Origin of the sequence: Candidatus Pantoea edessiphila (assembly GCF_002933345.1) — a bacterium.
GTDB lineage: Bacteria > Pseudomonadota > Gammaproteobacteria > Enterobacterales > Enterobacteriaceae > Pantoea_C.
In genome coordinates, this window is the sequence record NZ_PDKR01000003.1 from 1 (window position 1) to 13,950 (window position 13,950).

The window sequence follows — 13,950 nt, forward strand, 5'->3', positions numbered from 1 at the left end:
AACCATGTCGAACTCAGAAGTGAAATGTCGTAGTGCCAATGGTAGTGTGGAGTTTCTCCATGTGAGAGTAGGAAATCGCCAGGCAGGATTCCTTAATTAAATACTTATAATTTTTTTGTATTGCTTTCTAAAATATTATTGGTGCCATTTTTGAAATTTATATCGTCTATAATTTTAGTATGTAATCCTACATTGGTTTTTATACCATCAATAATTAATTCAGATAATGCATTTTTCATTCGTGAAATTGCTACATTACGATTTTCTCCATAAGTTATTAACTTACCAATCATTGAATCATAATAAGGTGAAACATAATATCCCGTATAAATATGTGATTCCCATCTTACTCCTAAACCTCCTGGGGCATGAAAACGTTCAATTTTACCTGAATTTGGAACGAATGTATTTGGATCTTCAGCATTAATACGACATTCAATAGAATGGCCGAAAAATTTAATATCTTCTTGTGTTATCCATAGTTTTTCATTGTTAGCAATTCTTATTTGTCCTTTAACTAAATCAATATTAGTAATCATTTCTGTTACTGTATGTTCTACTTGAATACGAGTATTCATTTCTATAAAATAAAATTTTCCTTTTTTATAAAGAAATTCAAATGTACCAACTCCTTTATATCCAAGTTCAATAAAAGTTTTAGAACAAAGTTCTCCTATATATCTTCTTAACTCTGGACTAATATCAAATGCTGGAGCTTCTTCTATTAATTTTTGATGTCTTCGTTGTATGGAACAATCTCTTTCACCTAGATAAACAGCATTGCCTTTCCCATCTGCCATTACTTGAATTTCAATATGACGAGGACTTTCTATATATTTTTCCATATAGAGAATATCATTATTGAAAATTGATTTAGCCTCTATTTTTGTCTTGTTAATATATTTATTTAAATCCTTTTCTTTATATACAATACGCATACCAAATCCACCACCACCACTAGAAGCCTTAATAATTACAGGATATCCTATTAGATTTGCAATTTCATAGTTTTTTTCTATTTTATCACTTAGTGGACCATCAGAACCAGGTATACATGGAATACCAAATTTTTTTATTTTATTTATTGCTGATATCTTATCTCCCATAAGACGTATAGTTTCTGCTTTAGGACCAATGAATATAAAACCTGAGTTTTCAACTTGTTCTGCAAAATCAGCATTTTCGGAAAGGAAACCATAACCAGGATGAATTGCCGTTGCTCCAGTAATTTCAGCAGCTGAAATAATTGCAGGTATATTAAGATAACTTTTAATTAATTGTGCTGGTCCTATACAAACAGTTTCATCTGCTAATAATACATGCTTAAGGTTTCTGTCTATATCGGAATGTATAGCTACAGTTTTAATACCAAGTTCTTTACAAGCACGTAAAATACGCAAAGCAATTTCACCACGATTAGCAATAACTATTTTATCTATCATTTGATGATGTCCTAGTACTCAATAATAATTAATGGCTCATTAAATTCTACTAAATGACCATTTTCCACTAAAATTGCTTTTACTGTTCCAGATATATCAGATTCGATTTGATTCATCATTTTCATAGCTTCTATAATACATAATGTATCACCTACACTAATCTTTTTACCTATTTCAATAAAGACTTGAGATTTTGGATTGGGAGTCAAATAAAATATACCTACCATTGGTGAACGTATTATATGAGTATTTGCATTTGTCATTTTTTGATTTTCTAGCTTACTTAATTCTATTTGAGTTAATTCCGAGTGATATGGTTTAACTGTATTTTGAGAATTAATTGGAGAAGATATGTTAGAAAATTGTTGTTGATTTTCTGTATTGTCAATATTTTTTGGTATGCGACTAATACTAATAGATTCTGTTTGCTCTGAAATTGTTAATTTAGAAATATTATATTTTTCTGTTAATTCAATTAATTTTTTTATTTTACGGATATCCATGTATAATTTTCCATATCTTATTTGATCGATTAATTAGGAAAGTTTTTTTATAACTGATTGTAAGGCTAATAGATAACAATCAGTACCAAATCCACATATTATACCTTCTGATATATTAGTAAGATAAGAAATATGACGAAATTGTTCACGTGAATATATATTTGAGATATGTACTTCAATAAATGGAATATTTACTGCTAATAAAGCATCACGTAATGCTATGCTGGTATGAGTAAAAGCTGCAGGATTGATAATAATATAATCTACATTACCATAAGCTTCATGAATACGATCTATTAACTTACATTCAGAATTAGATTGTAAATGACTTAATTTTATATTTAAAGTATTAGCGTATTTATTAAGATCTTTTAAAATATCCTGTAAGCTAATGTAACCATATTTTTCTGGTTCTCTTTTTCCTAGTAAATTTAAATTGGGACCGTTTAAAATTAAAATATGAAATTTATATTTCATTTTTACATTTAACTCCTATTATTTATCAAATATATTTAATTTTATATTTAGAGAAAATATTTATATTAAATTAAAAAATATAAGTTTGTTTCTTTATGTAAATTTAACAATTAAATTTTATTTAGATAAATAAATTATTATATTGATGTAATTTATTAAAATTTTCCTTTAAAATTTTTAGTATTTTAGAGTCAAAATTTAATAAATTCAAACCAATAATTATTTGACATTTTATCTAAAAATAAATTGATATAGTTAAATTATAAAGTTAATTAGTTTATTTAATTGAATTATTTGTATTAATTTATTGATCAATATACATGATTAATTAAATAATTTTATTATTTTAATTTTGTATATGAGGAATTAAGGAAAATTAATTTAATACTAATTAGGGTTGTATAATTTAATTTTAAGTAGTAAGCTTAAATATATTATTAACATATTTGTTACTTTTATGATCTAAACATAAGTAGAATAAATGGATGCAATTGTTATGACTTTTTAAGGATTTTTATTAATTAATAATAAAATAAAATAACAAAATTTTAACGTATTGATATTAAATTAATTTTAGATTATTGAGGTTTTATAAGTTTTAACAATGTTTTTACTAAAATTGTTTTTAGTATTTTTACTTTAGATATTATTTAATTAGGAATATTTTAATTATATATGTATATGATAATACATGAATGGGATATACTACACATTAATTGATTACACTTTTTAGACTAATATTATTTTTAATTAAATTAGTATAGGATTTATTCTTAGAATATGTTTAAAAAATTTCGTGGTATGTTTTCCACTGATTTATCTATTGATTTAGGTACTGCAAATACCTTAATTTATGTCAAAGGTCAAGGTATTGTATTAAATGAACCTTCTGTTGTTGCTATTAGGCAAGATCGTACCGGTTCACCAAAAAGCGTTGCTGCTGTAGGATATGAAGCAAAAAGGATGTTAGGTCGAACACCTGGAAATATTGCTGCTATAAGACCTATGAAGGATGGTGTTATCGCTGATTTTTTTGTCACTGAAAAAATGCTTCAGCATTTCATCAAACAAGTTCATAGTAATAGCTTTATGCGTCCTAGTCCACGAGTATTGATTTGCGTACCCGTAGGAGCCACTCAAGTGGAAAGACGTGCTATAAGAGAATCTGCACAAGGTGCTGGTGCACGTGAAGTATTCTTAATAGAAGAACCGATGGCCGCTGCTATTGGTGCGGGTCTTCCGGTTTCTGAAGCATCAGGATCTATGGTTGTAGATATAGGAGGTGGTACTACTGAGGTAGCAGTGATATCTTTAAATGGGGTAGTTTATTCTTCTTCTGTACGTATTGGAGGAGATAGGTTCGATGAATCTATAATTAATTATGTACGTCGTAACTACGGTTCATTAATTGGTGAAGCAACAGCAGAACGTATTAAACATGAGATTGGTTCAGCTTATCCATGCGATGAAGTAAGCGAAATTGAAGTAAGAGGTCGTAACTTAGCTGAAGGTGTTCCTAGAAGTTTCACATTAAATTCTAATGAAATTCTTGAAGCATTGCAAGAACCTTTAACAGGTATTGTAAGTTCTGTTATGGTCGCATTGGAACAATGTCCTCCTGAATTAGCTTCTGATGTATCTGAACGAGGAATGATATTAACTGGTGGTGGTGCTCTTCTACGTAATCTAGAGCGTTTATTAATAGAAGAAACTGGAATTCCGGTAATTATTGCTGATGATCCACTAACTTGTGTTGCAAGAGGGGGTGGTAAAGCATTAGAAATGATTGATATGTATGGTGGAGATTTATTTAGTGAAGAATAACTTATTGTTACAATTAATTATCTAATAATTTAATAACTGTAAGATATGAAGTTAAAATTTTCAAAAAAGAAATCTTTTGGATTACGTCTTTTTTTTGCGATATTTTTATCTATCACATTCATTTTCATAGATTATCGTCTGGGATTATTTGCCAAAATACGTAGTTATTTTGATATGTCTTTAGGTTTATGTTATTCCTTTATTCAAAAACCTTCTCAAGTTATAAAAAATACTTTAGAAATTTTTTCTTCAAATAAAAAAATACGAATAGAAAATAAAAAATTACGTTTAGAATTATTTTTAAAAAATACTGATATATGTTTATTAAAACAATATAAATATAAAAAAGAAAATGAAAACTTACTTAAGTTATTAAATTATAAAATGAATTATAATAAACGTGCAATACTCAGTAAAGTTATTTTTAGCACTTCTATTCCATTTGCTAGTCAGGTGGTAATAGATAAGGGTAAATTAGATGGTGTTTATAAAAAACAACCTGTTATTACAGATAAAGGTATCGTAGGACAAGTTGTTTCTATTAACGAAAATACTAGCCATATTTTGCTAGCTTGTGATTCTTCTAATGAACTTTCTGTAAAAGTATTACGAAATAATATTTTTGCTGTTATTTCCGGAGAAGGATGTAATAAAGGTTTTAAATTAAAGTATTTAATAAATAATCATAGTTCATATAATAATCTCCGTCTTGGAGATATCATTGTTACATCTGGTTTAGATAATAAATTTCCTGAAGGTTATCCGGTTGGCGTGGTGTCCTCAATTGAAATTAATAAAAGTAAATATAAAGTTTATGCTCATATTCATTCTAACATTTATTTCAAGAACTTAAATTATTTGTTGTTGCTATAGATTGTTGCTATAGAAAGCAGATAAAATTAATAATAAATTGGACTATATCTTACAAGAGACTTTAATTAATAAACATCGTGGTATCGTAAGAAGGAAATAAAATCTTATTTACCGTCATTGAAATATATAAAATTTATTATATATAATAATTAAATGAAAATATTTTAATTTATTATATATTGTATTAAGGTTAATGCTTGAACAAATATGATTTTCCGAAAAAAAAATCTATTTATTTGTCTTTTATAATAATTTTTTTATTACAAGTAATGCCTTGGCCACAAACAATTTATATATCACGTCCATCTTGGTTATTATTGTTTCTTATTTATTGGATATCAGCTTTACCAAAATATGCTAACAATATATATATCGGTTTTTTATTAGGCATTATTATGGATATTACTACGGGATCCCTATTAGGTATAGGGGCCTTAGCATTAAGTATAATAGCCTATTTAATTAATTTTAATATTCAATTAATTAATGGTTTAAATATGTTACAAAAATTATGTATAGTTGTATTGTTATCTATTTTAATGAATTTAATCATATTTTTGATTGAATTTTTAATTATTGGTGTTCCTTTAAAATATGAACTTATTTCTAATAGTATGATTAATGCTATGATATGGCCAATATTTGTTTTTTTAATCAAAAGATATTGCTATTAATTTTTTATTCTTATTTTATTTACACCAAATAAATATTTGTTTATAATTTTAAATAATTTATTTAAACAATTAACAAAAAATAATAACATATTTAAAACATTACAAATAACTTAAGATCGTTTTTTAGCAATCCACTTATCGTAACTACTCTTATTTTGATAAATATCAAATAAATAATTATTCTTATAAGATTATATATAGAATATATTGTTTTAAACATAAAATAAAATTAGTATCAACGAAGTAAGGATTAAATGATGAGAATTTCAATTCTTGGTGCCGCTGGAAATATAGGTCAAGCTCTTTCATTATTATTGAAAATTTACCTTCCTGTCGGTTCAGAACTACATTTATATGATGTTACACCTGCTATGTTAGGTATAGCATTAGATCTTAGTCACGTCTCCAATAATGTAATAGTAAAAGGTTTTATCGGAAAGGATATAACTCAGGCATTGGTAAATACAGATATAGTAATAATATCAGCAGGTATAGCAAGAAAACCAGGAATGGAACGAGATGATTTATTTAATATCAATGCTGATATTATTTTAAAATTGATTAAACAAATAGTTATAACATCACCTAATGCTTTAATTGGTATAATTACTAATCCAATTAATAGTACTGTAGTAATTGCAGCTGAAATACTCAAAAAATATCAAGTTTATGATAAAAGAAAATTATTTGGTATTACTACCTTAGATAGTATTCGTGCTAATAAATTTGTTCATGATATGAAAGGTAAAAATGTTAACAATATTAATGTACCAGTGATTGGAGGACATTCTAATCAGACTATTTTACCTTTATTATCAAAATTAAGAAATATTAATTTTAATAATCAAGAAGTTATAGATATTACCAGAAGAATTCAAAATGCAGGGGACGAAGTAATAAAATATAAATCTGGTAGTGGTTCTGCAACTTTATCAATGAGTTATGCAGCATCACGTTTTTGTTTATCATTGGTAAATGGTTTGCTTGGTAATAGTAATATATTAGAATATGCATATATTGAAGGTGATAGTAAGTATGCAAAATTTTTTTCTCAACCTTTTGTTTTAGGAAAAAATGGCATTATAGAATATAAGGAAATAGGTAAAATTAGTTTATTTGAAGAATCAATATTAAATAATATGATTAGTCATTTAAATCAAGATATCTTACGTGGTGAAATGTTTGTCAAGAAATTATCATCTATTTAGAAATTAAACATTTTTATTTCTAGAACTAATTTGATTAGAAAAATCTATCAGAAAATATTTTATTTTTAAAGAAATATTTTCCTTTTACAGATTCTATGCGCATTTGAAAAGGAGGAAAAGGAATTATTATATTATTTTTTGCAAAATTTTCCACAATTAATTGATTTAATTCATGACGTAATGGCATACGATGACCCATTTCAGCTACATATACACGTAATTCAAATAATAAAGTACCCTGTTGTAAATCTACTAAAAATGCCTCTGGCGAAGGGGTTTTTAGAACATAATTGCAACATTCAGCAGAATGTTTTAAAATTTTTGTTACTTTACTGCTATTGGTAATATTTAGTGTTGGGATAGTTAAAACTACACGCGTAACTGAATCTGAAAGTGACCAATTAACGAATTGTTCAGTTATAAATGCTTTATTAGGCACTATTATTTCTTTACGATCCCAATCAGTAATAGTAGTAGCACGTGTATTAATTCTAGTAATACTCCCAGTTAAATTTCTTATAGTCACGGTGTCACCAATACGTATGGGTCTTTCGAATAAAATGATCAATCCGGAAATACAATTAGCAAAAATTTCCTGTAAACCAAAGCCCAATCCTACTCCTAATGCTGCAACTAACCATTGTAATTTAGACCAATCAATACCTATTACAGAAAGACCAAATAAGCCTCCAAATAAAATTGTAGTATATTTAGTTAATGTAGAAATAGCATAATTAGTACCGGGTTTTAGATTTAGGTGTTGAAGTAATATAAGTTCAATTAAAGCTGGCATATTACGAACTAATTGCATTGTTATAATAAATGTAAAAACAGCAACTAACAACGCACCAAGAGTAATTGGATGATAATTTCCATTTCCCTGATTTGAAGCATTAGCTTTCCATAATAAAATATTGTCAAAAAAACCAAGAGCTAGATGAATTTCTGACCATGAAAGCATTAATAATGCTAAAGTAACTGACATTAAGATCCAGCGTACAAGTTTCAGTGATTGTGCACTAATTACATCTAAATTAACTATTGGTTCTTCTATTTCTATAGAATCTGCGTTTTGCATTATCATGCTTTGTTCTTTTTCTTCTTCACTACGAGCTCTAAATGCAAGTATTTCAGCCCTTTTTTGTTTAGCACGATCAAAACTTAATCTACGATGTTGAATCAGCATCCATCGACGGATAATATGATAGATTATTACAACTACAAACCAAATAACATTTGATATTTCTATATGTAATAAAATAGCTTTAGCAGTTGATGAATAACCCATTAAAGCAGCAATTGCATCAATTATTGGAATTAAAATTATAATATTCCATATTGTGTTGTTGATAAAATTATTAGTTTTGCCACTTTTATTAATATGAAGCGGAATATTAGATTTTTTTAGGTTTATACTACTTATGCTAATAATAAAACAAATCAAAACAAAACATACACGTCCCAAAGATGAAGATAAATTATGTTCTTCTAAATCATCTAAGACACTTAATAATATAATAAGTGGAACAATAAAGCATAAAGTTATAAAAAAATTATTGATCGCCCGAGTCACTAAAACTTGTGACCAACGAAAATGCATAATAAATAAACCATTTGGTTTTGAAAAAATAGTGATGATTATGAAAATTGTCAAAACTGGTACAGTATTAACGATGCCATCACCTATCGCTACTACAATTGGATGTTCTGAAGATTCTTGTAAACCATAACCTATTTGTGTCCATAGTAATGGTAATGGTATGGACATTAAAATAGATAATATAACAGTACGTATAGTTAATTTAAAACGATCCTGTGTTACTTTTCCTACTTTACTTGCTGAAGTTTCTAAAAAATTATTATACTTATTACGTATAATAAAACTTAAAACAACTAAGAATAATCCACCTAATACTGGTAAAAAAGTTTTTATATTTAAGATTAAATCTATTACACCTTTTTTAAGGTGTTTAAGTATGTTTAAAGAAAATAAATATTTTATATTTACTTTAATATTTTTTAAATTTTTAAAATCAAATGGATTATTATCAGCAATCCAAAAAAGACGTTCTTGAGATAACTTGGTGGCTTTTCTTAAATAATCTTGTAATTGTATCTTTGATATTTTTAATTTGGTAGTTTCAAGAATTAAGCTATCACATCCAGAAATTAATAAATTAATTAATTTATATTTTATTAATAGTTGTTGTTTAAACATTTTTTTAAAAACATCGCTGATTATATGATCATAGGCTGTTGTCATTTCTTGTTGAATTAATGATTCTTTATTTTCTATTAAATATTCATAATGTAAACGTTGTAAACGTATTTTAGCGATATCTTGATCAATGTTTTTTAATTGTGGCATTTCAGGCAGTTTTGCTATACGTAGTCTTAATGTTTCACCTAATAACACGGAGTAAGTCAAACCGTTTGATTTTTCGTTAAGCATAGAATTTAAAGATTGTACCTGATTTATTTGATCATGTATTATATGTTGCTTAATTTCTATTTGATGCATTAATTTAATTTGATTGTCTAAAGCAATAGATAGATCCTGATTGGTGTGTATATAATTTAATAAGAATACAAATAATAAATTTTTTTTATTTTTTTTAATTTTTTCAATAGCTTCTAGTAAATTAGTTTGATTTTGATTTTTTATCTTAATACGTAATTGTTGTAAATAATTGTTTAAATATGTTATCTTAAGTTGATGAAGTTCAGCATTTAAACGAGCTATTTTTTGACGATTGTTTGCTGATAATTGTGCTAGTTCTAGCTCATTAACATATAATTCATTAATAATATTTTCTTGCTTACGTCGAATTGATTTTTCTTCACCTGAATATATAATTTTATTCTCAATTTTTTCTGATATATTTTCATCTTCTTCTAAGTTATTATTTTTACTTATAGAATACCTTGCTTCAGTAATTAATTGGGGTAATATTGATAATGAATTACTTATTTCACGAATTTTATCATTTTGTTTCTGTGCTTGACGTTCTTCTTCTATCAACTGCAGATTAACTTTTATAAGTTCTTGATTCAAATCTTTATTATTTGTATTTTTTAAATACATTTTCTGATTTGTTTTTAAATCATATATTTGTTTTTTAAATTCAGCTTCTAATATTGGAAATAGTTTGATAAATTTTTTATATTTTTTTATTTTTTTTGTATGTTGATTTTTGTGATATAAAAATAGATTATTATCTGGTTGTTTTTGTAAATCATTTTTCTCAATTTTTGTTTTTTCTTCTATTTTATTTTTTAATTGATATATATCAATAATATTGATAGCTGATACTGAATTATTGATCCATAATCCTATAACTATAGGAATACTTAAATGTATAATCAATTTGAATAAAAAACACTTAATTTTATTTTGCATTTTGAGAAGAAATATAGTTCAATTACTAAAAGTTGCATTAAAAGAAGACACTTTACAATCTTTATTATATAACTAGATTAATATTAATATATTAAATTAACAATTTAAATATTGAATTTATTTTTTTTAATAGATAACCATTACATAAAATGAACTTAATGATATTCATCATATTTACAAAAAAGAATGTTTTGTATGTAATATTTATTAATAAACTAGATAAAATAAATCACAAAGTGTGATAACTTTCGATTTAAGAGATTATCAATTACAATACGTATAATTCAATTTTTCAATAATATAGTACATTCTACATTAATATTAATATAAAGTAATTGCTTTAAGATATATCATTTATAAAATTTAATATACAATAATAAATATATTAATCCTGCATAAGATACATTTACATTGATTAACAACCTATCTCAAAATATAGACTGTCTACTTTTGTATCAGATAATCATCTTATACAAAATAGCAAAAAAAGAAATATATTAATATTTAAAATACTATGCAATTAAATTAATCTAATATTTAATAATAATATTAATATGTTTATCAATTTTTATTATAATAAATAAGTGTATAAAATTATTAGCGAAAATATTGATAACATATAAAACTCATTGTTTTTATTAATTAAGTTGGTAAAAATTATTATTATAGTATTTTTATAGTTAACGATTAAACACAGCAGTATAGAAGATATATTCATAACTTTCAGTTAAAAGACTGATGAATTTTAATCAAAGAAAATCAAATTAGTAAATTATTAACTATTAGATATATTTAAAATAATTAATTAGAAATTCAGTTCTGAAAATAATATTATTCATTGAATATAAGTATTCAACTATTTGATATAATTAACTCAATAAATAACAAATATTAAAAATATGACAATTAATAAAAATGAAAAAAATTTAATTTGGCTTGATCTGGAAATGACTGGACTTAATCCTGAAAAAGATCGCATTATAGAAATTGCTACAGTTATAACAGATGTAAATTTAAACATTTTAGCAAAAGGTCCAATAATACCTATATATCAATCAAATAATCAACTTAAATTAATGGATACTTGGAATTTAGATACTCATACTAATAGTGGTTTATTAGATAAAGTAAAGAAAAGTAAATTTAAAGAAAAAGAAGCTGAAAAAGAAACTATTAACTTTTTAAAGAAATGGATTCAAGAAAAAACATCTCCCATGTGTGGTAACAGTATAACTCAGGATCGTCGTTTTTTATTCAAATATATGCCGGAACTAGAAAATTATTTTCATTATCGTCAAATTGATGTAAGTACCCTAAAAGAACTAGCATTTCGCTGGAATCCAGCAATATTATTAAGGTTAAGGCAAAAAAAAAGCACTTGTCCACATAGTGCATTAAATGATATACTAAATTCCATATCAGAGTTAAATTATTATAGAAAACATTTTCTAAAAATATAATTATACAAAAATATTTAATTTATTAATTATTCATTTAGTGAAATGATGAGAAAATATTTTTGCGGGAATAGCTCAATTGGTAGAGCACGACCTTGCCAAGGTCGGGGTTGCGAGTTCAAGTCTCGTTTCCCGCTCCATATATCAATCACATCAATTTTATGCTATAAGATAATTAACAATATTATTCTTTATTAAACATTATCATGTTTCTTCCTTGATTTTAAAAAACCAATAAAATAATTTTTCAAATTTAATTCATATTTACTTAGTAAGAAATAGAATCTAAAAGTTGAATTTATTAAAATCTGATCTGGAGAATGTGATCTTTTGATTAAAAAAAATTACGAAAATAATCAACTTCCATATTCTATTTGGCCTGTAAACATGATTGCTAAATTGGAAAATGATGGTGCTAATTATTTTGGTATTAGCTTATATGACATTATGTTACGTGCTGGAAAAGCTATTTATGAACATGTTTGTACAAATTGGCCTAATGCTAAATATTGGTTAATTTTATGCGGTAATGGGAACAATGGCGGAGACGGTTATGCAACAGCTTGTATAGCTAAAACATCAGGTAAAAAGGTAACATTAATTGCTTGTAAAGGAACACGACCATTATCCAAAGAAGCCCAAACTGCTCATGATTCTTGGTTATCAATAAAGGGGAAAATTTATCAACCAAATATAAAATGGCCTCATAAAGTAGATATAATTATTGATGCTTTATTAGGCACAGGCATTAATCGTACTACTAGTGAATTTTATTTTAATTTGATAGAAAAAGCAAATATGCATTTAGCACCAATCCTATCAGTTGATATGCCTTCAGGTTTATCTCCATCTAATGGTAGTGTACTTGGAAAGGCTATTATGGCTTCGCATACTTTATGTTTTATAGGTTTAAAACCTGGACAATTTATCGGAAACGCTAGGGATTTAATTGGAAAGCTTTATTATGTTGATTTAGGATTAAAATCCTTCCTTGTAGATAAAAAAGCACCTATATCACGTTTTGATACTAGTTTTTTACCAAATTGGTTAAAACCACGTAAAAAAACTTCTCATAAAGGGAATCATGGCCGACTGTTAGTAATTGGAGGCAACATTGGCACAGTAGGTGCTGTTTTTATGGTAGCAGAAGCAGCACTTAGAACTGGGAGCGGATTAGTAAAATTATTAACTTACAAAGAAAACATTATTCCTTTTCTTACTGCACGTCCTGAGATTATGATAGATGAAATAACAAATGATAAATTAACAGAATCATTACTCTGGGCGGATGTTATTGTTGTTGGTCCAGGTTTAGGTCATCACGATTTAGCAAAAAGGATATTAGAAAAAATATCATTTATTAAAAAACCAATGGTTTGGGATGCAGATGCACTTAGTTTTCTAGCGATCACTAAAGATAAGTGCCATAATCGTATAATAACACCTCATCCTGGTGAAGCTAGTCTTTTACTAAATATGCGAACTATGGAAGTTGAACAAGATCGGTTATATGCTGTAAAATCTTTAGTAGATAAATATGGTGGAGTTGTAGTACTAAAAGGTGCAGGAACTATCATTGCTGATGAAAAAGGTAATATAGGTATTGCTGATGTAGGTAATGCAGGTATGGCATCTGGTGGTATGGGTGATGTATTGAGCGGTATTATAGCTTCTTTAGTAGGTCAAAAACTGGAAATTTTTGATGCAGCTTGTGCCGGTTGTGTAATACATGGTGCTGCAGCAGATGAATTAGCAGTTAATCGTGGTACAAGAGGAATGTTAGCAACAGATTTATTTAAAATATTATGGAAATTTGTTAATCCAGATTTTATAAAAAAGTGAAAAATATGGAATATTATATTTTATTTACCTAATAAATCAAAACTATTGAATTAGGTTTTTTATGTTACAATTAGGCTAATATTTATCTTTACGTTGATATTGCAGTAAGTAAAACTAACTTAGTTAATGGTTTTTTAAATTCATTTAGTTATAATGGTGTTGTACATTTATTAAATATTATAAATGTCTAATAATAAAAATTATCATATTTGATCTTTATTATGTTTTAAATTAATTTAAGCTATTTTCA

The 13,950-nt window shown here is 26.1% G+C and carries 10 protein-coding genes and 1 tRNA gene; 7 read left to right on the plus strand and 4 right to left on the minus strand.

Annotation, left to right across the window (positions count from 1 at the left end):
* Positions 1-104: 104 nt before the first annotated feature.
* Genes accC through aroQ form a run of 3 tightly spaced genes read right to left on the minus strand, consistent with a single transcriptional unit; the run spans position 105 to position 2,422 of the window.
* Complete coding sequence (gene accC, locus CRV09_RS02305) at positions 105-1,442, minus strand: acetyl-CoA carboxylase biotin carboxylase subunit (protein WP_136132529.1); 1,338 nt, start codon at positions 1,440-1,442, stop codon at positions 105-107.
* 11 nt (positions 1,443-1,453) lie between these two features.
* Positions 1,454-1,945 (minus strand): acetyl-CoA carboxylase biotin carboxyl carrier protein, encoded by a 492-nt coding sequence (accB, locus tag CRV09_RS02310; RefSeq protein WP_136132530.1) that lies wholly within the window; start codon positions 1,943-1,945, stop codon positions 1,454-1,456.
* 33 nt (positions 1,946-1,978) lie between these two features.
* A complete protein-coding gene (gene aroQ / locus CRV09_RS02315; RefSeq protein WP_136132531.1) occupies positions 1,979-2,422 on the minus strand; it encodes a type II 3-dehydroquinate dehydratase in 444 nt (147 codons plus the stop codon).
* Between the two features lie 780 nt (positions 2,423-3,202).
* Between aroQ and CRV09_RS02320 the strand changes: the two genes are divergently transcribed.
* From CRV09_RS02320 to mdh, 4 genes are all read left to right on the plus strand, one after another.
* On the plus strand, positions 3,203-4,246 hold the full coding sequence (locus tag CRV09_RS02320) for a rod shape-determining protein (RefSeq protein WP_136132532.1): 1,044 nt from the start codon (positions 3,203-3,205) through the stop codon (positions 4,244-4,246).
* A gap of 45 nt (positions 4,247-4,291) precedes the next feature.
* Positions 4,292-5,119 carry a rod shape-determining protein MreC gene (mreC, locus tag CRV09_RS02325; RefSeq protein ID WP_136132533.1) on the plus strand — a complete coding sequence of 276 codons (828 nt, stop codon included), beginning with the start codon at positions 4,292-4,294 and terminating at the stop codon, positions 5,117-5,119.
* Between the two features lie 197 nt (positions 5,120-5,316).
* Positions 5,317-5,793 carry a rod shape-determining protein MreD gene (gene mreD, locus CRV09_RS02330; RefSeq protein WP_241973710.1) on the plus strand — a complete coding sequence of 159 codons (477 nt, stop codon included), beginning with the start codon at positions 5,317-5,319 and terminating at the stop codon, positions 5,791-5,793.
* A 257-nt stretch (positions 5,794-6,050) separates the two neighbouring features.
* Positions 6,051-7,001, plus strand: a complete 951-nt coding sequence (gene mdh, locus CRV09_RS02335; RefSeq protein ID WP_136132534.1) for a malate dehydrogenase — start codon at positions 6,051-6,053, stop codon at positions 6,999-7,001.
* Between the two features lie 34 nt (positions 7,002-7,035).
* Here mdh and mscM read toward each other — a convergent pair whose 3' ends face one another.
* On the minus strand, positions 7,036-10,368 hold the full coding sequence (mscM, locus tag CRV09_RS02340) for a miniconductance mechanosensitive channel MscM (protein WP_158675182.1): 3,333 nt from the start codon (positions 10,366-10,368) through the stop codon (positions 7,036-7,038).
* Positions 10,369-11,300: 932 nt separating this feature from the next.
* Between mscM and orn the strand changes: the two genes are divergently transcribed.
* The 3 genes from orn to nnr all read left to right on the plus strand — a co-directional run bounded on the left by orn (position 11,301) and on the right by nnr (position 13,700).
* The gene (gene orn / locus CRV09_RS02345) at positions 11,301-11,861 is read left to right on the plus strand and encodes an oligoribonuclease (protein ID WP_136132536.1); all 561 of its coding nucleotides are present in this window, start codon (positions 11,301-11,303) and stop codon (positions 11,859-11,861) included.
* A 61-nt stretch (positions 11,862-11,922) separates the two neighbouring features.
* A tRNA-Gly gene (locus CRV09_RS02350) sits at positions 11,923-11,998 on the plus strand.
* Positions 11,999-12,188: 190 nt separating this feature from the next.
* A complete protein-coding gene (gene nnr, locus CRV09_RS02355) occupies positions 12,189-13,700 on the plus strand; it encodes a bifunctional ADP-dependent NAD(P)H-hydrate dehydratase/NAD(P)H-hydrate epimerase (RefSeq protein ID WP_136132537.1) in 1,512 nt (503 codons plus the stop codon).
* Positions 13,701-13,950 lie beyond the last annotated feature (250 nt).